The following is a 22,554-nucleotide window of genomic DNA, read 5'->3' as shown; positions in this document are numbered from 1 at the left end:
TGCCACGCGCCGGGACGGTCCGCGCCGTCAGCCGCCGAGGGTGAAGCCGATCACCGCGCCGCCGCCCTCCCGGTTGGCGGCGAAGGCCGTCCCGCCGTGCGAGCGGGCCACCTCGTGCACGATGGCCAGGCCCAGCCCGGAGCCGGGCAGGCTGCGAGCGGCGGTGGCCCGGTAGAAGCGGTCGAAGACCCGGTCGAGGTCGGCCGCGTCGATGCCCGGGCCGCGGTCGCGCACCTCCACCCGCGGGCCGCGCACCACCACCTCGATCGGGCCGGTCCCGGAGGGGTCGAACTTGGCGGCGTTGTCCAGCAGGTTGCCCACCGAGCGGGCCAGCGCGTCCGGCCGGGCGGTGACGACGGTTCCGTCCGCGTCCACCACGATCTGCCGGTCGCTGCGCCGCCGGGCCTGGGCGGCGGCCTGCCGGACCACGTCGGCGAGCAGCACCCCGGTCGGCTGCTCGTCCGCCCTGCGGTCCGCCGCGAGCGCCACCAGCTCCTCCACCAGCTGGGCCAACTCCCGTGACTCCTCCAGCAGATCGGCCATCAGCGCGGCACGTTCGGCGGGCGGCAGCCGGTCCAGGCCGGGCAGCACCGAGAGGTTGGTGCGCAGGCTGGTCAGCGGTGTGCGCAGCTCGTGCCCGGCGTCCTGCACCAGGCGGCGCTGGTTCTCCTTCGCGGTGGCGAGCCGGACCAGCATCCGGTCGAAGGCCCGGCCGAGCCGGCCCACCTCGTCCGTTCCGGCGGCGGGCACCGCGACGTCCAACCGCCCACTGGTGGCGACCAGTTCGGCCGCTTCGGTGAGCCGGACCAGCCGTCGGGTGATCCGTCGGGCGAGCAGCCGGCCGGCCCCGCCGGCGAGCACCGCGACGATCGCCACCAGGGCGACCGTACGGGTCCGCAGGGTGCTCAGCAGCTTCTCGGAGGGCCCGACCTGCTGGATGATCTGGACCGCCCCGCGCCGCCCGCCGAGCGAGACCACGCCGACCCGGTAGGCCTCGCGGTGCCGGTGGCGCAGCCCGATCGAGGTGCGGCCCGGCTGGTCGGCGTGGGCGAGCTCGTGGTCGGACGGGCTCGGCGGCAGGTCGAGCCGGGCGGTGCCGGGCAGCACCGCGCCGTCGGGGTCGAGCGACTGGGTGGTGACCCGGATCGGGCGGACCAGGTCGGCGCTCAGGCCGCTCGGGCCGGCGAAGTCGCCCGGGAAGAGGACCTCCCGCTGGACCTGCCGGCCGACGGAGTCGACGGCGGCGCCGAAGTCGGCGGTCTCGTCGTCCCGGATCAGCCGCGCGGCGGCGTCGTAGCCGAGTGCGCCGATCAGCACCGCGACCAGCGCGGCGATCGCGGCGAAGGCCAGCGCGAGGGTGGTGGGCAGGCCCGGGCGCGGCAGCCGGGGGAGGCGGCGGGCGGGGCGCGGGAACCGCGGGAACCGCAGGAACCGGGGGAGGTGGCGGGCGGGGCCGGTCACGGCTCGCGCAGCGTGTAGCCGACGCCGCGGACGGTGTGGATCAGCGGCACGAGGCCCGGACGGTCGAGCTTGCGGCGCAGGTAGCCGATGAACACCGCGAGGTTCTTCGAGCCGGGGCCGAAGTCGTAGCCCCAGATCTGCTCGTACAGGGTGGCCTGGTCGAGGACGGCGCCGGCGTGCCGGACGAGCAGCTCCAGCAGGTCGAACTCGGTGCGGGAGAGTTCGAGCTCCCGGCCGGCGCGCCAGGCCCGACGGGCCGGCGGCTCGACCCGCAGGTCGGCGACGGTCAGCGCCTCGGCGGCGGGCTCGGGCGGGTGGCGGCGCAGCAGGGCGCGCAGGCGGGCGAAGAGCTCGTCCACGTCGAAGGGCTTGACCAGGTAGTCGTCGGCGCCGGCGTCGAGGCCGGCGATCCGGTCGGGGACCTCCACCCGGGCGGTGAGCATCAGCACCGGGGTGCGGTCGCCGGCCGCGCGCAGCCGGCGGCAGACCTCCAGGCCGTCCGGCTCGGGCATCATCACGTCGAGCACCAGGACGTCCGGGCGCTGTTCGGCGTGGACGGCCAGGGTCTGGGTGCCGTCGGCGGCGACCCGCACCCGGTAGCCCTCCAGCATCAGGGCGCGGGCGAGCGAGTCGCGGATGGCCCGGTCGTCCTCGGCGATCAGCACGGTGTGCGTCATGGCGGAGATTCTCCCTGACGTGCTCACGGCGCTTCCGGTCGGGGCCGAGGTGTTCCGGGTCCGCTCCGCGGCCCTCCCCGACGGCCGCGGCTGTTGCGCGGTGCTTCGCGGGCGTACGGTGGCCGTACGGTGGCGCGCCGCCGGGTGGGCCGCCTGGTTCGAGTCGGCACGCCCTGCCGGAGGCCGCGATGGCAGACCGGATGGCCTTCTTCACCACCCCGCGCGCGGAGCGGGCGCGGCGGGACGCGCGGGAGCGCCTGGGGGACTGGCGGGAGGTGTACCGGCCGGGCGAACTGCTGCCGGTGGTGGGCGGGCAGGCGGGGCGGTGCATGGACTGCGGGCTGCCGTTCTGCCACCACGCCTGTCCGCTGGGGAACCTGGTGCCGGACTGGAACCGGCTGGTGGCGGAATCGGGGACGGGCCAGGAGCCGGGTACGGGTACGGGAACCGGGGCGGGTACGGGGGCGGACGCGGGAGCGGATTGGCGGGCGGCCGCGGCGCGGCTGCTGGCCACCAACAACTTCCCGGAGTTCACCGGGCGGCTCTGCCCGGCGCCCTGCGAGAGCGCCTGCGTCCTGGCGATCGACGGCGCCGCGGTGGCGATCAAGAACGTGGAGCTGGCGATCGCCGACCGGGCCTGGGAGGCGGGCTGGGACGGGCCCCGGCCGCCCGACCGCCCCGAGCGGGCCGCTGGGCGGCGGATCGCGGTGATCGGCTCGGGCCCGGCCGGGCTGGCCGCCGCCCAGCAACTGACCAGGGCCGGGCACGTTGTCACGGTGTACGAACGGGCCGACCGCGCGGGCGGACTGCTGCGGTACGGCATCCCGCCGTTCCGGCTGGAGAAGCACCGGCTGGAGCGCCGACTGGACCAGCTGCGGGCCGAGGGCACCGCCTTCCGCACCGGGGTGTGGGTCGGCCGGGACGTCCCGGGCGAGGAACTGCGATCGGGGTGCGACGCCGTGGTGGTCGCGGTGGGGGCGACCGCCTGCCGGGAGCTGGCGGTGCCGGGCCGGGACCTGTCCGGGGTGCACCAGGCGATCGACTACCTGACCTGGGCGAACCGGGTGGACGAGGGCGACCGCCCGGTCTCGCCGGTGTCCGCCGAGGGGCTGGACGTGGTCATCGTCGGCGGCGGGGACACGGCGGCGGACTGCCTGGGAACGGCGCTCCGTCAACGCGCCGCCACCGTCACCCAACTGGACATCAACCCCCGCCCGCCGCAGGACCGGGCCGCCGGACAGCCCTGGCCGGTGCACCCCAAGGTGTACCGGGAGACCACCTCGCACGAGGAGTCCGGCGCCGCGGAGGCCGGGCCCCGGGTGTTCGCGGCGACCACCGTCGGCTTCGAAGCCGGCCCGGACGGCCGGCTGGCCGCCGTCCGCTTCGCCGAGGCCGAACCGGCCGACCGCAGCCCGCGGACGGGCACCGAACGGAGCCTGCCCGCGCAGCTGGTGCTGCTCGCGCTGGGCTTCACCGGGCCGGAGCCGGACCGGCGGCTGTTCGCCCAGCTCGGCCTCGCCACCGGGCCGGCGGGCACCCTGGCCAGGGACGACGGCTTCGCCACGGAGGCGCAGGGCGTGTTCGTGGCGGGGGACGCCGGACGCGGGCAGTCACTGATCGTCTGGGCGATCGCCGAGGGGCGGGCGGTGGCGGCGGCGGTGGACCGCTACCTGCGCGGGTGGACGGAGCTTCCGGCGCCGATCCGGGCCTCGACGCGGGCGCTCACGGTGTGAGTCCGGGAGCACCCGCGCCGGGGCCGGGCGGCCGCGCCGGGGTGGCCGGGGCGGGGCGAGGGCGGGGCCGTCGGACCGGGTGTCAGAACAGCGGCAGGCGGCGGAGGAACGCGTCCTCGACGCCGTTGGTGTCCGCGGGGACGAGGGTGCCGTCGGAGGAGGTGAACACCACCGCGGTGCCGAGGGCGTCGGCGTACGGGGCGTGCGAGGGACCGGCGCTCTGCGCACCGTCGCCCGCCACGCTGACCCGCTCGGTGCGGCCGGTCCACAGGTCGTGCCGGAACACGTCCTCGGCGTTGTTGGTGTCGCCGGGGACGAGGTTGTCCGCCTCCGAGCTGAAGAGGACCCACCGGTCGTCCGCCGTGATCCGGCCGCCGTAGGAGCCGAGGGTGGTCGTCGTCCCGGGCAGGCCGGTGCTGACCAGGGTCTCGGTGCCCTGCTTCAGGTCGCGGACGTAGACCTCGAAGTGACGGTCCCACTGGGTGCCGCCGTGCAGGACCCAGGAGGAGTAGACCGCGTAGCGGCCGTCGGGGCTGATCGAGGGGTTGACCGCGCCCTTGTAGCCGCCGTCGCCGTCCGGGCTGGCCAGGCTCGTCCGCTCGGTGCGCAGGTCGCGGACGTACAGCGGGTAGGTGCGCGGCTTGAGGATCTCCGCGCGGGCCCCCGGCCGGAGGGCGGCCGCCGGGTGGAAGGAGTCGGCGACGAACTCCCGGTCGGAGCCGGCCCTGAGCTCGGCGACCGCGGCGGGGGAGAGGGCGCCGGCCCCGCCCGCGCCGAGGAGGTTGGTCGCCTTGGAGATGAAGACGACGGTGCTGCCGTCCGCGCTGATCTCCGGAGCGGAGGAGGAGGCGTCCGCCTCCTTGCCGTCGGCGCCGATGCTGACCAGGCGGGTGTCGCCGGTCCAGCGGTCGGTGACGTAGATGTTGCCGCCGAACCAGGTGACCGTGCCGGGGGCGAGGTCGCCGCGGTTGGACTGGTAGGCCACGTACCGGCCGTCCCAGCTGATCGAGGGGACGCCGGACAGCTTGCCGGTCTGCGGAACCCCCGTCCTTCCGACGCTGACCAGGCGGGTGTCGCCGGTCCAGCGGTCGTGGACGTAGACGTCCTCGGAGCCGCGGTTGGCACCGGGGGCGAGGTTGGTGGCGGTGGAACTGAACGCCACGTAGCGGCCGCTGCCGCTGATCGTGGCCTCGTAGGAGTCCCCGTCGGCCTGGACGCCGTCCGGGCCGGTGTCCACCCGCTCGGTGCGGCCGGTCCACAGGTCGCGGACGAAGACGTCCGACCTGCCGTTGGTGTCGCCGGGCACCAGGTCGGCGGCCTCCGAGGTGAAGACGGCGAAGCGCCCGTCCGCGCTCAGGCCGCCGGCCTGAGAGGCGCCGGTGGCCTGGGCCTGTCCGAGGCCGACGGAGACGCGTTCGGTGCGGGCAGCGCCCGGCAGGGCGGCCAGGCCCGCTCCGGTCGGGGCCGCTCCGGTCGGGGCCGCTCCGGTCGGGCCCGCCTGGGCGGGCACGGCGACGGCGGCGGCCAGTGCGGCGGCCGCGAGGACGCAGGCCGCGCGCAGCGGGCGGCGGATGAGGTTCATCTGGTTCCCTCCCCTGGGATCGGCCGTGCCGCGTCGGCGGTGGACGCCGAACTCCCCGGCGGCCGGCTCGGGGTGAGCCAACCGCCGGGCGGGGCGGTCGGTCAACGGGTGGGCGCCGGGAGCGGCGTTTTCCCGCCGGGGGAGCGCGGACGCGGTCGCATCGGGTACGTACGGTCTTTGCTACGATCCGGCGAAGCTGGTGTCAGGAGTTGTGCGTGTACGGGTCGGAGGGTGGGGACGTGGGTTCCGATGGGCGGGCGGTGACGTATGTCGAGGTTCGCTACACCCCGACGGACGCCGACTTCCGGGAGGCCTTCGCGGCGTGGGACCGGCACACGGCGGTCGGACGCCGGTCGCGGCGAGCCGTGTACACGGTGGCCGTCGGCGGGACGGCGGTTGCCGGACTGCTCGTCGTCCTCGGCGGGACGGTGCCGCTGCTGGTCGCCCTGCTGGTGGTGCTCGCGCTGCTCGTGGTTCTCGCGGTGCCCGCGACACGGGTGCGGCGGGTGACGAGGGCGGCGGCGGACAAGGGCGAGTTCAGGGTCCTGCTGGACGACGACGGGGTGGTCGTGAGCACCGAGGCCTCGGTCACCGAGTTCGCCTGGCCGGAGCAGCGGTACTACCTGGAGACGCCCCGGCTGTTCCTGCTGCTGAGCGGCAACGAGGAGGCGGGGGTGCTGACCATGCTGCCCAAGCGCGGGGTCGACGACCTCCGGGGGCTGGGGGAGCTGATCGACCGGCACGCGACGGCGCTCGTCCCGGACTGAGCGGTGGTTCCTGGGGCGGTCCCTGGGGCGGTCCCTTCGGGGGGCCGGTGCGGCCGGGGCGTGGGGCGCGTCACGGGGTGGGCTCCGCCGGGGCCGGCCCGGTGCGGTGCGCCCGCCGGTCGTAGCGCCAGAGCGCGGGGATCGCGGCGGACAGCGCGGCCGAGCTGCCGAGGCAGAGCAGGCCGCCGGTGCGCAGGGCCGCCCGGATGCCCTGGCGGGCGGCGAGCCCGCCCGCCCGCAGGTCGCCCAGGGCCGGCCCGGCGGAGCCGATCAGCATCTCCAACCCGGCGGCGCGGCCCCGGAGTTCGTCCGGAATGGACTGGTTCCAGATGGCGCTGCGGAAGGTGTCGCCGATCCAGTGGGCACCGCCCGCGACGGTCAGGCAGAGCAGGACGGCCCACAGGCCCGGGGCGAACGCGGCCGCCGCCGTCGCCGCGCCGACCAGGGCGGCGGAGAACAGGACGAGTCGGCCGTGCCGGTGGACCCGCTCCGCCCACCCCCCGGTCGCGGCGGCGATCAGGCTGCCGACCGCGCCGGCCGAGTAGAGCAGGCCGAGCGCCCAGGTGGCGTCCAGGTCCGCGGCCAGGAACGGGAAGAGCGCGGTGGGCAGGGCGAAGACGGTGGCCGTGAGGTCGGCCAGGTAGGTGCCGATCAGGTCCGGGCGCCGGGCCGCGTACCGGGCGCCGTCGAGGAACTCGGTGAGCTGCGGCACCTCGGCGTCCCGCTCCGAGGGGACCGGCCGGACCCGGGCGAGCAGGGCGATCGAGAGCAGGAAGGTGCCGAGGTCGACCAGGTACGCCGCCGGGACGCCGGCGGTCGCGATCAGCAGGCCGGCCGCCGCCGGGGCCGCCACGCCGCCGATGCTCCAGCGCAGCGAGAGCAGGGAGCCGGCCGCCACCAGCTGGTCCTGGGGCACCAGCCGGGGGACCATCGCCTCGACCGAGGGCTGCTGGACGCCCTGGAGCGCCGCCGCCACCCCGGCGGCGACGTACAGCGGCCAGACGGCGGGGGTGCCGAGCAGCGCGTTGGCCAGCAGCAGGGCGCTGAGCGCGGCCAGGGCGACCTCGGTGACCAGGGCGACGGTGCGGCGGTCGGCGCGGTCGGCGAGGACGCCGCCGTAGAGGCCGAACAGGACGGTGGGTACGAGTTCGACCGCGCCGACCGCGCCCACGGCCAGCGGCGAACCGGTGAGGTCGGCGATCTGGAGCGGGATCGCCGTCATGGTGAAGATCGAGCCGAGCAGGGTGACGGTGCCCGAGGCCCAGGTCAGCCGGAAGTCGCGGGAGGACCGCCAGGGCGCGGTGTTCGGCAGCAGTCGGGACCGGCGGCGGTCCGTTCCGGGGGCGGTGTTCGGTCCGGAGGTGCTGTCCGTACCGGGCGTCGGGCTCGGTCCGGCGATCGGGTCCGTTCCGGAGGTCGGGTTCGGTCCGGAGGTCATGAGGGGTGGGATCCCTTCGCGGCCGTCGGTGTCGCGACGGCTCTCCTTATCGCTGATAAATTCCAGCTCGGGAACTTATCGGCGATAAGGTGGATCTGGCAAGCGGACGACCCAGGAGGCCGATCGGATGGCGCTGAAGCGCGACGAGGTGGTGCGCACGGCGCTGCGCCTGCTCAACGAGGAGGGCATCGACGGGCTGACCACCCGGCGGCTCGCCCGCGAACTCGGCGTCCAGTCACCGGCGTTGTACTGGCACTTCAAGAGCAAGCGGGAACTGCTCGACCTGATGGCCGAGGCGATGCTCGCCGAAGCCCTCCCGCCCGACCGCGACCCGGACCCGGCGCACTGGCCCGAGTGGATCGCCGCCGACGCCCGCGCCAAGCGCAACGCCCTGCTCGCCTACCGCGACGGCGCCCGGGTGCACGCCGGAACCCTCCCGACCGAGGACGAACTCCCGGCGGTCGAGGCCCAGTTGAGCGCCCTCTGCGGAGCGGGACTGCGCCCGCGAACGGCGCTGCGCCTGCTGCTGACCGTCGACCGGTACATCATGGGCTGGGTCACCGAGGAGCAGGCCTGGCGACAGGACTCCGCGGGCCGCGACCGGCCGCCGTTCCCGGACGAAGCACTGCGCGAACTGCCCTTGCTGCGCGAGGCGGTCGACGTCCTGCGGATGACCGACCACGACGCCGACTTCGAGTACGGGCTGCGGGTGCTGATCGAGGGGTTCAGGACGGAGATCGCGCGGGAGGCGGCGCAGAGCGCCCCGGCGCCGGACCGGGCCTCGGGGGCCACTCGTCCGATGGACTAGCGTGACCCCATGACCACCCTTGACCCCCGCAGCACGGCCCTGGTCCTGATCGACCTGATGGACCGGATCGTCGCCAACCCGCTCGCGCCGCGCACCGGTTCGGAGGTGGTGAAGGCCTCGCTGGAGCTGGCCCGGGAGTTCCGGGCGGCGGGCGCGCCCGTGATCGCGGTACGGGTCGAGCGGCCGAACGTGACCGAGCAGCCGCCCGGGAGCGGGCTGCCCGCGGAGGTCGCGGCGGCGGCCGACGAGGTCGTGGTGAAGCGCACCATCGGCGCCTTCCAGGGCACCGGCCTGGACGAGCTGCTCCGGGCGCGGGGCGTGGAGACCGTGGTGTTCGCCGGGATCGCGACCAACCTCGGCGTGGAGTCGAGTGCCCGGGCCGCCTGCGACCACGGGTACCGGCTGGTGTTCGTCGAGGACGCGATGGCCGCGCTCACGGCGGAGGAGCACCGGGCTTCGGTGGAGCTGGACTTCCCGCGCCTCGGCGAGGTCGTCGCGGCCGCGGACGTGCGGCTGGGGTGAGCCGGCGGGGCGGGTCGCCGCCGGTGCGGCGGCGAGCCGCTACGGCCGGGCGAGGCGGAGGGCTTCGCGCAGCCGTCCGTCCGAGGCCGTGAGCAGGCGGGCGGCGGTGGACGCGTCCACGTCCGCGAGCAGGGACAGGATCGCGTCCTTGGCCCGGCCGCCGGTCGCGGTCAGGGCGCGGTCGACCGCGGCCTCGTCGGCGCCGGTCGCCTCGGCGACGATCCGTCGGGCGCGGTCGCGCAGCTTGTCGTTGGTGGCACGGAGGTCGACCATCAGATTGCCGTACGTCCGGCCGAGCCGGACCATCACGGCCGTGGAGAGCAGGTTGAGCACCAGCTTCTGGGCCGTGCCCGCCTTGAGCCGGGTCGATCCGGCCAGCACCTCCGGGCCGACCTCCACCTCGATGCCCAGCTCGGCCGCGGCCGAGAGCGCCGAGCCGCGGTTGCACGCCAACCCGACGGTCAGCGCCCCGGCCGCCCGCGCGGCACGGACGGCGGCCAGCGGATAGGGCGTCCGGCCGGACGCGGAGACGCCCACCAGGGTGTCGGCGGGGGTGAGGGCGAGCGCGGCCACGTCGGCCTCGGCGAGGTCGGTGCGGTCCTCGGCGCCCTCGGCCGCCGCGGTGACGGCCGAGCGCCCGCCCGCGATCAGACCGACGACCCGCGCCGGATCGGTGCCGAAGGTCGGCGGGCACTCGACGGCGTCCAGCACACCGAGCCGTCCGGCCGTCCCCGCGCCGGCGTAGACCAGCCGGCCACCACGCGCCATCCGGGCGGCCACGGCGTCGACCACGGCGGCGATCCGCTCCAACTCCCCGGCGACGGCGACCGGAACCGTGCGGTCCTCGGCGTTCATCAGGCGGAGCAGCTCGACGGTGGGCAGTCGGTCGATCGCGGCCCAGTCGGGGCGGACGGTCTCGGTCGCGGGTACGGCGTCCCGGCTCATGCGCCCGCCCCGCTCCGCCCGGCAGGGGCCTGTGCCCGCGCGTACCCGTCGACGATCCGCCCCCGGCCTCCGGCCGGGGGTGTCCCCGTGCTTCGCTCACTCATGCGGCGAGCCTCCCCGGGTGCGGGGCGTCCGAATCCGGGCAAGCGTGGGGGAGGAGGTGAAGGCCGTGGAACCGACCGTTGCCGAACTCCTGGACCGGTTCGGCCGCACCTACGCGGAGGAGGCCGGGATCACGCTGCGCGACAAGCCCTCGCCGCTCTACCGGCTGCTCGTCCTGACCGTGCTGTGCTCGGTGCGGATCGGCGCCGGCACCGCCACGGCGGCGGCCCGGGAGCTGTCGGCCGCCGGACTGCGGACCCCGCGCGCGATGGCGGACGCCCGGCGCCGGACGCTGATCGCCGCCCTGGGCCGGGCCCACTACGTGCGCTACGACGAGAGCACCGCCACGGCGCTCGGCCAGGGGGCCGGGCTGCTGCTCGACCGCTGGCACGGCGATCTGCGGCGGCTGCGGGAGGAGGCCGGGGGCGATTCGGAGCGGATCGGCGAGCTGCTCCGGGAGTTCCCCCGGATCGGGCCGGTCGGCGCCGGGATCTTCCGGCGCGAGGCGCAGGCGGTCTGGCCCTCGCTGCGGCCGTACGTCGACGAGCGGGCGCTGGCGGAGGCCCGGACGCTCGGGTTGCCGGGCGAACCGGACGGGCTGGCGGCGCTGGTCGGGCCGGGGGACCTGGCCCGGTTGGCGGCGGCGCTGACCAGGGCGAGCCTGGCGCACGTGGGGGCCGGGTGGGGGGTGGGTCGGCCCGGTGCCGGGTGAGGGCCCGGCGGTCCGAGAGGGTGCGTGCCGGGTCAGGCCATCCAGAAGAAGACCGCCGTCATCCGCCGCTCGGCCAGGTCGGTGCCGTAGTAGCCGGTGGCGCTGTGGATCAGGTTGGCGTGGTAGAGGAGCAGCTGGTTGTAGCGGTTGGGGACGCGGACGTCCTCGGTGAAGTGGTCGGCCGGTACGTGGCGGGTGCCGAGCGCCTCGACCAGGTTGTTGTGCGGGGCGTTGACCAGGTTGCCGCCGAGGCGGCCGCCGGGGAACTGCTGGCGGTAGAAGCTGGTGCCGGCGTCCTTGGGGGCGCCGGGGCTGAGGTAGAGGACGGCGGCGTAGCGGCAGAGCGCGCGGGAGTCGGTGTGCGGGCGGGACTCCGACTCCCCGGCGCCGACGACCTGGACGCAGTTGTGGTTGAGGGTGCCGCCGCCCGGGGTGCTCTGCACCCAGAGCCGGGAGGCCCCGGTGGCCTTGCGGACCTGCGACTCGACCCGGGCCAGCTCCTCGGGTTCCAGGCCCGGCATGGTGCGCAGTCCGGGCCAGGTCTCGGGGCGGTGCGGGTAGCCCTCGGTCCAGTCCCCGCGGGCCAGGCAGCGCTCCCGGACGGCGTCCGGGTCCGGCAGCACGTTGTCCAGGACCCAGTAGTCCCGTCCGCGGGTGGGCTTGCGGTAGGGCAGGACCGGCAGGGTGGTGGGCCTGATGGGCTGTGAGGGCATGGGCCGACCATAGAGGCGGTGATCGTCAACCTTCTGCCGTGAGCAGGTCAACCTTTCGTCAAGGGTGACCAGGCCCGGGACCCGGCCGGGGCTCCGGTGCGAACCCGCTGCGACTTCACGTGGACAGAGCCACTCGTCCTCCGGTTGGCCGCCCGAAGCCTTCCGGGACGGCCAACCAGGCGTACCTTCGACGCCTTCCCGAACAGGCCTGCGGGGTCTGTCTTCAAACCCCCGCCTGCGGGCCGACGAGAGGCCCTAGCCGGTGCGGAGGGCGAGGGTCGGGGAGAGACGGGAGGCCCGGACGGCCGGGTAGAGGCCTGCCACCGTCCCGATGAGCAGGGTGGCGGCGAAGCCCCCGGTGACGGCCCACAGGGGGACCACCCAGGGCAGGTCGCCCGAGACGGCGAAGGCGTAGGTGGCGGCCGCGCCCAGGGCCACGCCGGCCAGCCCGCCCAGTCCGGAGAGCAGGAGGGACTCCGTCACGAACTGGAGACGGATCTGGCCCCTGGTGGCGCCCAGGGAGCGGCGCAGTCCGATCTCGTGGCGCCTCTCCAATACCGAGATGATCATCGTGTTGGCGACCCCGACGCCGCCGACCAGGAGCGCCACCCCGCCCAGCCCGAGCAGGAGGTCGGTGAACGCCCCCTCGGTGGCGGCCTTGGCCTGGAGCGCCGAGGAGGGGTCGGTGACCTGCACGTTGTGCGGGTTCTGCGGGTCGACGGTGCGCGGGATCAGCTCGCGGACCGCGCCGACCGTCCGGTCCGTCGACCGTTCGTAGATCTGGGTCGGATGGCCGTCGAAGCCCAGCAGCGCGCCGGCGCCGTCCCAGCCGACCAGCGCGGCCCGCTCGATCTCGGGAGCCAGCGGCAGCGGGTCGAGGATGCCGATGACGGTGAAGTACCGGCCGCCGATGTGGACCTGCTGACCGGGGGCGGTGATGCCCAGGCGCTGGGCCGCGACGTGTCCGAGCACCGTCGACGGATAGCGCCCGTTGGCCTCGTTGAGCCAGGTGCCCGAGCCGACCGCGCCGCGCACGACGTCCAGCAGTCCTTCGGTGGCGGCCTTCACGGTGATGCCGCCGGTTTCGTCACTGGGGATCTTCTCGCTGCGCCTGACGGACTGCGCCAGGTCACCGGTCGCGCCGACCTGCTCGACCCCGGGGACGCGGCTCAGCATGCCGATCGACTCCTCGGGCAGCTTCACCTTCTCGCCGAACAGCCCCTGGCCGGGGGAGGCCACCAGCATGTTGGTTCCCAACTGGTCGAGCTGCCTCAGGAGTTGGGCCTTACTGGAGGAGGAGATGCCGACCACCGCGATCATGGTGGCGATGCCGATGGCGATGCCCAGCGCGGACAGCACCACCCGCAGCGGCCGGGTGCGCAGGCCGGCCGATCCGACGTGGAGGACGTCACGGGGGCCGAGCCGGGCCGGGGAGAGCCGGGTGCGGCTCATCGCTCCCAACCCCGATCGGCCGGTTCGGCGGCGCCGGTGCGCAGATCCGCCACGACGCGACCGTCGCGGACACGGACCTGGCGCGGCAGGCTGTCGGCGATCTCGCCGTCGTGGGTGATCACCACGATGGTGGCACCCTCGGCGTTGAGGTCGTGCAGCAGCTCCATCACCGCTTCGCTCGAGGCGGAGTCCAGCGCGCCGGTCGGCTCGTCGGCCAGCAGCAGGTCCGGCTCGCCGACCACCGCCCGGGCGATGGCCACCCGCTGCCGCTGGCCGCCCGACAGCTCGTGCGGACGGTGGTGCATGCGGTCCGCGAGCCCGACCCGCTCCAGGGCCGCGGCCGCGCGCCTGCGGCGCTGGGCGCGCGGCAGGCCCGAGTAGAGCAGGCCCTCGGCGACGTTGTCCTGGGCGCTGACCCCGGCCACCAGGTGGAAGGACTGGAAGACGAAGCCGATGTGCCGGGCGCGCAGTGCGGACAGCCGGCGGTCGGAGAGGGCGGCGACGTCGTGGCCCGCCAGGGTGACGGATCCGGCGCTCGGCCGGTCCAGGGTGCCGACGATGTGCAGCAGGGTGGACTTGCCCGACCCCGAAGGGCCGACGATGGCGAGCAGTTCGCCGCGTCCGACGCGCAGGTCCACGCCGTGCAGCGCCACGACCCCGCCCGGATACTCCTTGGTGACCTGGTTCAACTCGACCACGGCGCTCATGACTTGGGCACCCCGACCTTCATTCCCTCGGCCAGGCCGGTCCCGCTGACCTCGACCCGGCCCTGTCCGAACATGCCGAGCTCGACCGGGACTTCGCGCACCTTCCCGTCCTCCACGACCTGGACGCCGAAGCCCCCGCCGGACAGTGCGAGCAGTGCGTTGACCGGTACCGTGAGCACGTCCTTGCGGACCTCTCCTTCGAGCTCGACGGTGACCGGCGCCTGGTCGAAGCCCTCCGCCTGCCCCGGGTCGTCGAAGAGCACCCGGGCGGTGATCCTGGCGGGCTTGTCCTGGGAGCCCTGCTCCTTGCCGTCCTCGCCGACGGTGCGGTCGACGGAGGCGACCTTGCCCTTGGCCCTGCCGCCGCCGGGCAGGTCGACCTCGACCCGGGTACCGGGCTTGGCGAGGTCGGCCCGGGAGACCTCGATCTTGATCTGCACCTGCCGCTCGGAGCCGGTGGTGGTGAGGACCGGCTTGCCGGGAGCGGCCTGGTCGCCGACGGCCGCATCGTTCTTCTTGATCCGCACCGGACCGGGCGAGAAGGCGATCTGCTCGGGGCCGATCTCGCCGGTCCGGGCCAGACCGTGGGCCTTCTGCCAGCGCTTGACCGCTTCTGCGGTTCCGGGGGTGAACTCCTCGTCCGCGGCCAGCCCCTTGCCGTAGCCCAGGTCGCGGAGGTTCTCCTTCAGCTGTCCGACGTCCGGCCCCTTGTCGCCGGTCTTCATCGTCCGGTACACGGGGCGCTCGCCGTCCATGAGCCGGACCTTCCGGCCGTCGACCTCGTAGAGAACCCCGTCGCGTTTCACCACCGCGCCGGCCTCCGGGAGCCAGGTGAGGGTGCCCGGCACACCGGCGTTGAGCCGGCGCTCCTCGGCATAGCCGAGGGTCCCGTCCACCTGGGTCCGGCTGCTCAGGTCCTGTCGTTCCACCGAGCCCGTGCTCGGCGGCAGCCCGCCGGTGCGGTCCGTGCCGGCGCTGCTGACGCCGCCGGTCTGCGAGAGGGCCGTGACCCCGCCCACCAGCGAGACCGAGGTGACCAGCGCGGCGATCAGGTACGTTCGGCGGCCCCGCCCGCGCTCACTCCGCATTCTGACCACTGCACGCCTTGTTCGCCTTGTCGAACCTGTCCTTCTCGGCGCCCTCCGGGACCTTCATCGCCTGTCCCGACATCGCCGAGTCGCCGTCGAACTTCGGATCCGGCATGTCCACACCGTTACCGCGCATGCACCGGGCGAATTCGAGGGCCCTGTCCTTGTCGGCCTGGGACATCTTCGTGCCGCCCGAGCCGCCGGCTCCCCCGCAGGCCTTGAGGGCCTCCGCCATCTTGTCCTGGCCGCCCTCGAGGACCAGGCCCCGTGGGTCCTGGCCCGGCTCCGGCTCCTTCACCTGGGCGCCGTGTTCGCGCAGGCACTTGCGGTGCTCGTAGGCCCGGTCCGCCGCCGCGCCCTTGCCCGACGAGTCCGAGCCGCCGCCCCCGCCCGTGCCCGCGGCGCCTCCGCCGCAGGCCGCGGTGAACAGCGCCATCCCCGCCACCAGCACGGCCGCCGCGCCGTACCTGTGGTTCCGCATGTGGTTCCGCATGGAATTCCTCCGTGTCCGATTGCGAGTGACCGACCACCGTGTCCGATACCGGGTGACCGACCACGCAGAGGCTGGCACGCACCCGCATTTCGCCGCTGTCAGCCGAGACCTTTACGGCAACGAAAGGTGGTTCTCAGGTACACCTGATGTCATGCGTGTACTGATCGTGGAGGACGAGGAATTCCTGGCGGACATGATCGCCGAGGGATTGCGGCGCGACGCCCTGGCCGTCGACGTCGTGTACAACGGCGCCGACGCGCTGGAGCGGCTGCGCTTCACGGACTACGACGTGCTCGTGCTCGACCGCGACCTGCCCGGAGCGCACGGCGACGAGGTGTGCCGGAGCGTCGTCGAGCAGCGGTTGCTGACCCGGGTCCTGATGCTCACCGCCGCCGGCACCGTCCGCGACCGCGTCGACGGCCTGGACCTGGGCGCGGACGACTACCTCACCAAGCCGTTCGCCTACGAGGAACTGCTGGCCCGGGTACTGGCGCTCGGCCGCCGCACCCACCCCGCCCTTCCGCCGGTCCTCGAACGTGCGGGCATCACCCTCGACACCGCTCGCCGCCAGGCCTTCCGGGAGGGCCGCTACCTCGCCCTGTCCCGCAAGGAGTTCGGCGTACTGGAGGCGCTGATGCAGGCCGAGGGCGCCGTGGTCAGCGGTGAGGACCTGATCGAGCGGGTGTGGGAGCGGAACATGGGATACCGCACCAACGCGGTCCGGGTCGCCCTCAGCAAACTCCGCGCCAAGCTCGGCGAGCCCTCGGTCATCGACACCGTGCCCGGCCACGGCTACCGCATCGGCGTCCCGGCATGAGGCGCTCCGCCCCGGTCGGCCCGAACCGCCCTCCACTGCCCGGCCGACCACGCCCGCGGCTGCCGGGCGGGGAGCGGGGCCGGCTGACCATGCTCTACGGCGGGCTGCTCGTCCTCGCCGGGGCCATGCTCATCGTCCTGGTCAACTTCCTGGTCCGGGAGGGTCTGTACACCTCGATCAGCACGGCCGTCGCCGTCGAACCGCGACTGGCCACACTGGCGACCCCGGACCCCGCCGCGGCGAAAACCCTCACGGTGGGAACCGCCGCACCCGCGAACGCTCCACCCGGAACCACCCCCGCCGACGGCGGACAGTCCCACTTCCAGGCCGTCAAGGTCGTCACCCAGGCCGCCGAGCAGGCCGCCCAGAACCAGCTGCTGACCGTCTCCCTGATCGCTCTGGCCGCCTTCGCCGTCATCTCGATGGCACTGGCCTGGTGGATGTCGGGACGGGTGCTGCGCCCGGTGGCGGTGATCACCAACACGGCGCGGCGGCTCTCGGGCGAGAACCTGCACGAGCGGATCGCCCTCGACGCACCCCCGGGCGAACTCAAACAGCTCGCCGACACCTTCGACGCCATGCTCGACCGCATGGAGCAACTGGTGGGCGCGCAGCAGCGGTTCGCAGCCAACGCCGCACACGAACTGCGGACTCCGCTCGCGGTTCAGCGGGCCGCGGCCGAAATCGGGCTGGCCACCGATGACCCGGCCGCCGTCGCCCGGATCCGCCGCAAACTGATCGAGGTCTCCGAGAGCAGCGAACGGCTCATCGAGGGCCTGCTGCTGCTGTCCGTCTCCGACCAGAGGCTGGACCACCGCGAACCGGTCGCACTGGACCAGCTGGCCCGCGCGGTGGCCGCCGAGTGCGCCGCCTCGGAGGAAGCCCGGGCGAACCGCGTCACCGTCCGAACCGACACCGCCCCCGTGTCCGTCGAGGGTGATCCGGTGCTGCTGGCACACCTGGTACGCAACCTGGTCGGCAACGCCCTGCGCCACAACCACGACGGCGGCCGGGTCGAGGTCGGCGTGCGCGACGGCGTCCTGGAGGTCGGCAACACCGGCCCCCAGGTGCCGCCGGAGACGGTCCCCTACCTCTTCGAGCCCTTCCGCCGCCTGCAGGAGCGTCGACACGGCCCGCGTGAGGGCGCGGGCCTGGGCCTGTCCATCGTCGCCTCCATCGCGCGTGCCCACCACGCCGACGTCACCGCCGTCCCCGGCAGCACGGGCGGACTGCGGGTCCGGGTCGAATTCCCCACGACCTGATCCGGCTGCCGGGGGCACCAGTACGTCCTTCGAACGGAGCCCGCACCGGACGGCCCCTGAACAGCGGGCCCGCAGCCTGCCCGCGGCCGCGCGATGTCCGCGACCCCGGGCCCGGTGACGCCCGCAGGAGCGCGCGCACCACCGGCAGCTGCGTCACGAGCGCGCGTTCTACGCGTTCGGGTCCCACTCCGCGAGCTGCTCCATCGGCTCGGTGCTGCCGGTGTTCTCCAGGCTGTCGAGCGGGACGCGATCGTAGAAGTAGAGGACCAGTTCGCTCGCCGCGCCTCGCATCACCATGTCGCCCGGCTCCGCGTCGGCGGCGAGGTCGTCGCAGCGGACACCGTCGGCGTCGAGGGTCAGGCGCCAGGAGCGGCCCTCGGTCGCGTGCAGGTCGATGGTCGCCGGTTTGAACGGCCAGGGGACGGTCGTCGCCGAGACGGTCGTCAGGAACTCGTCGACGCCCTCGACCGCGACGTCCGTCGGCAGCGGCTGTGCGGCGCCCAGGACGAGCTGGACGTCGTAGGTGTGGACGGCTATCTCCTGGATCTGGTGCCGGGCCAGGGCTCCGCTGGTCTCCGGGGCCTGCGAGCGGCCCCACCAGGTCCAGCAGCCGCGGTCCGGGCCGGCCTCGCGCAGCGCGTCGAGCATGAGCTCGGTCGACTCGGCGAGCCAGGCGTCCAGGGCTTCGCGGTCGCGGGGCGCGGTCGGGGCGCCCTTCGGGGACGTCTTCGCCGGGGGCTCGGCGCCCGGGCCCGCCGCGACGATGGCGGCCTGGCGGCGGCGGCCGTCGCCGAGGTGCTGCACCAGTTCGCGCAGCGTCCAGTCCGGGCAGGTCGGGACCTGGACGTCGAGGTCGGGGGCGGCCGCGATCGCGGCGCGGAAAGCGGCCGACCGGTCCTCGATCAGCCGCAGGACCTCGGGAAACTCCACAATGTTTTGCACGCCGGTTGTCTATCACGGCGCTCCGGCCGTCTGATAGCGATTTTGTCGGGCGACGACGACCGAAGCCCCTGCACGGGCGGCTCCCCAGTCCACTCCTCCATCGCCTCCTCCATCGTCTCCTCCATCGCCACGAAACGAGTCCGGCCCCACCGCACACGCGATGGGGCCGGAACCTGAAAGACCGTCAGCGGGCCTCCAGGACAAGCGGGCCGGGACGCCCCGGCTACGCCTTGGTACAGGTCAGGTCGGCCTCCGGCAGGCGTCCGCCGGCCAGGTAGGCGTTGACCGCGTCGTCCACGCACGCGTTGCCGTACGTCCCGTAGAGCCCGTGCTGGTCGGCGCCCCGCAGGGTCAGCAGCCGGGAGCCGGGCAGCAGCCCGTGCAGCGCGACGCCGTCCCGGTAGGGGGTGCGCGGGTCCCCGGTGGCGGAGAGGATCAGCGCCGGGGCGTCGCGGCGCACCTCGGTGGGCGCCTCGCGCGGGGGGTCCAGGAAGGCGCACGGGGAGATGTTGTCGAGCAGCGGGCCGGACAGCGGGTACCGGGCGCGGTCGCGCTCGATCCGGCGCCAGTAGTCCTCCGGGTCGCGCGGCGCCGTACCGTCCGCGCACAGGATGGCCTGCGAGATGCTGCCGGCCTGCGACCCCTGCGGGGTGAAGAGGAAGCGCAGCATGGCGGTGATCCCGTCCGAGGGGGTGACCGGCCGGCCCGACGCGGCCTCGGCGAGCGTCGCCACCAGCTCGGCGAGGCCCGCCCGATCCGCGTCGGAGTCGCCCGCGAGGTTCATGAACACCACCATCGGCACCCGGGTGTCGTCGAGCTCGAAGGCGTCCGCGCCGGCGCCGACCACGAGCGGGCGCGCCGCGGCCGCCCGGACCGTGCGCAGCACCCCGGCGACCACGTCCTCGCGGGTGCGGCCCAGCCCGTAGGTGTCGTGGCGGGCCGCCGCCCAGTCCGCCCAGTCGGCGAACGCCCGCTCGTTCTCCGGAGCCATGTTGGGGAGCAGCGCCGGCCCGGCGTGGGCCGGGTACAGCGCGCTGTCCAGGACCACCCGGTCGTAGCGGCCGGGGAACATCTGGGTGTACACCGTGCCGAGGTAGGTGCCGTACGAGAGGCCGAGGTAGGAGATCCGCCGCTCGCCGAGCGCGCCCCGCACCACGTCCATGTCCCGGGCCGCGTCGCGGGTGCTCGCATGCGGCAGCAGGTCCCCGGCCGCCGAACGGCACCGGGTCGCGAGGTCCCGCTGGAGGGCGACCTGGCGCTCGAAGGAGGCCCGGCCGGTCCCGGCGGAGGTGATGCTGAAGCCGATCGGCCAGCCGCAGTCGAGGGGGGCGCTGCGGCCGACGAAGCGCGGGTCCAGCCCGACGATGTCGAAGCGGGCGGCGGTGTCCTTCAACGCGGCGTGCACCCGCGGCGGCGCACCGAGCGTCGGACTGCCGGGGCCGCCGTCGTTGAGCAGCAGCGTGCCGATCCGGTGGCGGGTGTCGGTGGCCTTGATCCGGGAGAGCGCCAGCGTGACGGTGCGTCCGCCGGGGGCGCCGTAGTCGAGCGGCACGGTGACCTCCGCGCAGCGGGCGCCGGCCCGTTCCAGCGCGGCGCCCTCCTCGTCCTGCGGGCCCTGGACGCAGCTGTGCCAGTCCGGGCGCTGCTGGTAGTAGCGGTCGAGCCCCTGAGGAACGCCGGCGGCCTGTGCGGCGGCTTCTGCCGGTGCGGTGGCGGCGGCCGCGGTCAGGCCGGCCACGAGGGCGAGAGCGGCCGCGGCGGCGCGGCGGCGGAGGTAGGTCAAGACGTCTCCTCGGCGGTGCGGGGCCCGGTCCGGGCGCCTCCGTACAGGACGCGTGCGGGGCAAACAATATGACGGTCAGTCGGAAAAAGCTTCGCTGACGACGAAGCCGGGCGGGCGTAGCGGCGGGATCAGGTTTGCGGCGCAGGCGCGGGTGCGGGTGCGGGTGCGGGTGCGGGAGCGGGAGCGGGAGCGGTACGGGCGCGGAGCAGCAGCGCCAGCCCCAACGCCAGGTCGACGGCCACGTCCAGCGCCCGCAGCCAGTCGGCCGTCTTCCCGGGCGAGTAGACCTCCAGGTAGTCGGCCAGCGCGTGCAGCAGCACCAGCGGCCAGACACTCCCGATGTACAGCCGCGCGCCGCACAGGAAGAAGCCGAACGCGCCGGCCTCCAGCACCTGCCACAGCGTGTTGCCCAGGGGCGCGTCGAAGAACAGCCAGTTGTCGAGGTGCCCGACCCCGAACAGCACCGCCGTCAGCGTCCCCGCGCGCACTGGGCCGAGCGGCCGTGCGACCTCCAGCACCAGCGCCCGGCTGCTCAGCTCCTCGCTGACCCCGATGGCGAGCATCAGCACCACCCCGCCCGCCAGGGCCGCCGTGCCGCCCTCGACCCCGGGCAGCGCCGCCAGCCCCGCCAGCACCGTCACCGGCAGCAGCACCGGCCAGCGCGCCATCACCCCTGGGCCCGCCACCCCGCCGGCCGCCAGCAGCCCCCGGGTCCGGAGCAGCGCCAACACCACCGCCGCGCCCGCCAGATTGACCACGGTCGGCCCCAACTGCGGGAACCACCCCGGATCCAACGGCGGCAGCACCTTCGCCACCACCACGATCGTCGCCTGCCAGACGACCGCGACCCCGACCGCCCCCGCCACCGGATGCCGGCGCACCTGGCTCCCCCACCGCGTCAACACAGCTCGATGGTAGGCACGACACCGTCAAGTCGACGTCAGGTCCTTCGAGTTGGGCCTACAAGTGTGCTGATGGCCTTTCAGGTTCCGGCCCCATCGCGTGTGCGGTGGGGCCGGACTCGTTTCGTGGCGACGGGGGAGTGGGCCGGGGATCCGGTCGGGGATCCGGTCGGGCCGGACGTCCGGGAGACGGGCCGGGAGCCGATCCCGGCGGGGAGTGTGTTCGCGTTCCTGGCCGAGCACCGGGAGACGCTGTTCCCGGGCTCGATGTTCGCGGACGTGTACCCGTCGAGGAACGGCCGGCCGAACACGGCGAGGTGGTACGCCACTACGTCGTGCACAACGCGGAGGAGGAGGGCGAACGAAGACCGGTCCGACTGTTCCCCGGCGTGCCGGGCCGAGGGGCCGGGCCGCGGGACGGCGCCTGGCCGGGCGCCCTTCGACGGGGCTCGGCCCGGCCTCCCGCGCGGGGGAGGCCGGGCCCTTCGGCTCGCGGTGGGGGTGTGCGGTGTCAGCGTGCGTCGCGCAGGAAGACGGACCGCTCGACGGACTGGTGGCCGTTCGACGCCGCGCTCACCCGGATGTCCACGTCGGTGCCGTACTTCGGGGCCTCCTTGAACGTGGCCCGGAAGGTGTACTCGACCGTGTTGCCGTCGCGGACGCCCGGAACGTTCGGGTCGACCGTGACCAGGCCGCAGTCGTCCTTCAGCTCGACCGGCTTCCACACGTCGCCGACCCGGGCCTCGACCGTGACGTCGTTCGGGGTCAGCGCGTCGGAGCTCCACACGGCCACCCGGGGGCGCAGACCCGTGGTGCCGTCGGGCGAGGAGACCCGGAAGCTGAACGGGATCGGGTCCGTGGTGACCACGCCCTTGGCCGGCGGCATCACCGAGAGCATCTGCGGGCTGTGGCTGTCGACGACCGTGGCGTTCAGCTCGGCCTTCGCCATGTCGCGGTAGTCCCTGGAGTGCGGCACGGGGGCGTCCGCCTCGATCGTGATCCGCCCCGGACGGTTGGCCAGGGACAGCCGCATCCGGTACTCGACGGTCCGGCTCTGGCCGGCGGCCAGGGTGAAGGCCGCGTCGTCGGCGGTGCCCGCGTAGTCCATCCCGCCGCCCTGGCTGAGGTGGTCGAGCTTCTTCCAGCCGGAGGCGTCCTTGCGCTCCAGGGTGCCCTGCGCCATCGCGAGCACCATGGTGCAGGGCGCGCCCTCGTACTGCTGGGTCGCCACCACGGGGGCCACGCTGCGGGTGCCGGTGGCGTCGTTGTTCTTCCAGGTGACGGTGAAGGGGACCAGGTCGTTCAGCCCGATCTTCCCGCCCTCGTGCAGGCCGCCGAAGGTGATGCCGATGCCGCTTCCGCTTCCGCCGGACTGGGCGGGGGCCTTCGGCGCGGCCGGCTTGGCCGGGGCCTTCGCGGCGGCCTTGACGTCGGTCCTGGCGGCCGCGGCCGCGGGGGCCTCGGCGGCGGGCGCGGCGGCGGGCGGGGCCGTCTCGGTGGTCGGTGCGGCCGGGGCGGGGGTGGTCGGGACGGCGCCCGCGCCGGGGGTGGCTGAGGAGGTGACGGCCGGGGTGGAGGCGGGAGCGGAGGCGGCGACGGACGCTCCGCCGTTCGTCGGGCCGCAGGCGGCGACACCGACGGCGGCGAC

The 22,554-nt window shown here is 74.6% G+C and carries 20 protein-coding genes and 1 pseudogene; 7 read left to right on the top strand and 14 right to left on the bottom strand.

The annotated features are described in order from the left end of the window. Positions 1-27: 27 nt before the first annotated feature. Positions 28-1,461 carry an ATP-binding protein gene (locus tag ACFVHV_RS34875; RefSeq protein WP_380356753.1) on the bottom strand — a complete coding sequence of 478 codons (1,434 nt, stop codon included), beginning with the start codon at positions 1,459-1,461 and terminating at the stop codon, positions 28-30. Next, positions 1,458-2,138 carry a response regulator transcription factor gene (locus ACFVHV_RS34870; RefSeq protein ID WP_359908776.1) on the bottom strand — a complete coding sequence of 227 codons (681 nt, stop codon included), beginning with the start codon at positions 2,136-2,138 and terminating at the stop codon, positions 1,458-1,460. The genes ACFVHV_RS34875 and ACFVHV_RS34870 overlap by 4 nt, the downstream gene beginning before the upstream one ends. A 188-nt stretch (positions 2,139-2,326) precedes the next feature. Between ACFVHV_RS34870 and ACFVHV_RS34865 the strand changes: the two genes are divergently transcribed. Then, a complete protein-coding gene (locus ACFVHV_RS34865; protein ID WP_380356750.1) occupies positions 2,327-3,871 on the top strand; it encodes a glutamate synthase subunit beta in 1,545 nt (514 codons plus the stop codon). An 82-nt stretch (positions 3,872-3,953) separates the two neighbouring features. Here ACFVHV_RS34865 and ACFVHV_RS34860 read toward each other — a convergent pair whose 3' ends face one another. Beyond that, the gene (locus ACFVHV_RS34860; RefSeq protein ID WP_380356748.1) at positions 3,954-5,453 is read right to left on the bottom strand and encodes a TolB family protein; all 1,500 of its coding nucleotides are present in this window, start codon (positions 5,451-5,453) and stop codon (positions 3,954-3,956) included. 239 nt (positions 5,454-5,692) lie between these two features. On the opposite strand from ACFVHV_RS34860, the gene ACFVHV_RS34855 reads away from it, so the two are divergent. Next, positions 5,693-6,220 carry a YcxB family protein gene (locus ACFVHV_RS34855; protein ID WP_380356746.1) on the top strand — a complete coding sequence of 176 codons (528 nt, stop codon included), beginning with the start codon at positions 5,693-5,695 and terminating at the stop codon, positions 6,218-6,220. Positions 6,221-6,290: 70 nt separating this feature from the next. Here ACFVHV_RS34855 and ACFVHV_RS34850 read toward each other — a convergent pair whose 3' ends face one another. Beyond that, a complete protein-coding gene (locus tag ACFVHV_RS34850; protein ID WP_380356743.1) occupies positions 6,291-7,658 on the bottom strand; it encodes an MFS transporter in 1,368 nt (455 codons plus the stop codon). Positions 7,659-7,785: 127 nt separating this feature from the next. Between ACFVHV_RS34850 and ACFVHV_RS34845 the strand changes: the two genes are divergently transcribed. Together ACFVHV_RS34845 and ACFVHV_RS34840 are read left to right on the top strand one after the other, a co-directional pair. Further along, positions 7,786-8,466 carry a TetR/AcrR family transcriptional regulator C-terminal domain-containing protein gene (locus ACFVHV_RS34845; RefSeq protein WP_380356740.1) on the top strand — a complete coding sequence of 227 codons (681 nt, stop codon included), beginning with the start codon at positions 7,786-7,788 and terminating at the stop codon, positions 8,464-8,466. 9 nt (positions 8,467-8,475) lie between these two features. After that, a complete protein-coding gene (locus ACFVHV_RS34840; protein ID WP_359908758.1) occupies positions 8,476-8,988 on the top strand; it encodes an isochorismatase family protein in 513 nt (170 codons plus the stop codon). A 39-nt stretch (positions 8,989-9,027) separates the two neighbouring features. On the opposite strand, the gene murQ is transcribed toward ACFVHV_RS34840, so the two are convergent. Next, positions 9,028-9,933, bottom strand: a complete 906-nt coding sequence (gene murQ / locus ACFVHV_RS34835) for an N-acetylmuramic acid 6-phosphate etherase (RefSeq protein ID WP_380356738.1) — start codon at positions 9,931-9,933, stop codon at positions 9,028-9,030. 169 nt (positions 9,934-10,102) lie between these two features. Here murQ and ACFVHV_RS34830 point away from each other — a divergent pair, with 169 nt between their 5' ends. Continuing rightward, positions 10,103-10,747, top strand: a complete 645-nt coding sequence (locus ACFVHV_RS34830) for an endonuclease (RefSeq protein WP_359908752.1) — start codon at positions 10,103-10,105, stop codon at positions 10,745-10,747. A 32-nt stretch (positions 10,748-10,779) separates the two neighbouring features. Here ACFVHV_RS34830 and ACFVHV_RS34825 read toward each other — a convergent pair whose 3' ends face one another. From ACFVHV_RS34825 to ACFVHV_RS34805, 5 genes are all read right to left on the bottom strand, one after another. Beyond that, complete coding sequence (locus ACFVHV_RS34825) at positions 10,780-11,460, bottom strand: DUF6445 family protein (protein WP_380356735.1); 681 nt, start codon at positions 11,458-11,460, stop codon at positions 10,780-10,782. A 255-nt stretch (positions 11,461-11,715) separates the two neighbouring features. Further along, the gene (locus tag ACFVHV_RS34820; protein WP_359908746.1) at positions 11,716-12,912 is read right to left on the bottom strand and encodes an ABC transporter permease; all 1,197 of its coding nucleotides are present in this window, start codon (positions 12,910-12,912) and stop codon (positions 11,716-11,718) included. Continuing rightward, the gene (locus tag ACFVHV_RS34815; protein ID WP_380356732.1) at positions 12,909-13,619 is read right to left on the bottom strand and encodes an ABC transporter ATP-binding protein; all 711 of its coding nucleotides are present in this window, start codon (positions 13,617-13,619) and stop codon (positions 12,909-12,911) included. Before ACFVHV_RS34815 ends, ACFVHV_RS34820 begins: the two co-directional genes overlap by 4 nt. Then, positions 13,616-14,707, bottom strand: a complete 1,092-nt coding sequence (locus ACFVHV_RS34810; RefSeq protein WP_380356730.1) for an efflux RND transporter periplasmic adaptor subunit — start codon at positions 14,705-14,707, stop codon at positions 13,616-13,618. Before ACFVHV_RS34810 ends, ACFVHV_RS34815 begins: the two co-directional genes overlap by 4 nt. Continuing rightward, the gene (locus tag ACFVHV_RS34805; protein WP_380356727.1) at positions 14,697-15,143 is read right to left on the bottom strand and encodes a hypothetical protein; all 447 of its coding nucleotides are present in this window, start codon (positions 15,141-15,143) and stop codon (positions 14,697-14,699) included. Before ACFVHV_RS34805 ends, ACFVHV_RS34810 begins: the two co-directional genes overlap by 11 nt. A gap of 208 nt (positions 15,144-15,351) precedes the next feature. On the opposite strand from ACFVHV_RS34805, the gene ACFVHV_RS34800 reads away from it, so the two are divergent. Then, positions 15,352-16,017, top strand: coding sequence for a response regulator transcription factor (locus ACFVHV_RS34800; protein WP_359908734.1), 666 nt, complete (start codon positions 15,352-15,354; stop codon positions 16,015-16,017). Between the two features lie 89 nt (positions 16,018-16,106). After that, the gene (locus ACFVHV_RS34795; RefSeq protein ID WP_380356762.1) at positions 16,107-17,279 is read left to right on the top strand and encodes a sensor histidine kinase; all 1,173 of its coding nucleotides are present in this window, start codon (positions 16,107-16,109) and stop codon (positions 17,277-17,279) included. Between the two features lie 168 nt (positions 17,280-17,447). Here the strand turns inward: ACFVHV_RS34795 and ACFVHV_RS34790 are convergent, their stop codons facing one another. From ACFVHV_RS34790 to ACFVHV_RS34775, 4 genes and pseudogenes are all read right to left on the bottom strand, one after another. Beyond that, positions 17,448-18,221, bottom strand: a complete 774-nt coding sequence (locus ACFVHV_RS34790) for a maleylpyruvate isomerase family mycothiol-dependent enzyme (protein WP_359908731.1) — start codon at positions 18,219-18,221, stop codon at positions 17,448-17,450. A 223-nt stretch (positions 18,222-18,444) separates the two neighbouring features. Continuing rightward, the gene (locus ACFVHV_RS34785; RefSeq protein WP_359908729.1) at positions 18,445-20,004 is read right to left on the bottom strand and encodes an alpha/beta hydrolase; all 1,560 of its coding nucleotides are present in this window, start codon (positions 20,002-20,004) and stop codon (positions 18,445-18,447) included. Positions 20,005-20,132: 128 nt separating this feature from the next. Further along, positions 20,133-20,909, bottom strand: a complete 777-nt coding sequence (locus ACFVHV_RS34780) for a CPBP family intramembrane glutamic endopeptidase (RefSeq protein WP_380356725.1) — start codon at positions 20,907-20,909, stop codon at positions 20,133-20,135. Between the two features lie 508 nt (positions 20,910-21,417). Next, positions 21,418-22,554 (bottom strand): annotated as a pseudogene (locus ACFVHV_RS34775) (hypothetical protein); the annotation flags it as partial.

Origin of the sequence: Kitasatospora sp. NPDC127116 (assembly GCF_042677365.1) — a bacterium.
GTDB classification, from domain to species: Bacteria; Actinomycetota; Actinomycetes; order Streptomycetales; family Streptomycetaceae; genus Kitasatospora; species Kitasatospora lactacystinica.
Note: the sequence above shows the minus strand (reverse complement) of the source record. Positions and strands in the feature narration are given on the sequence as shown.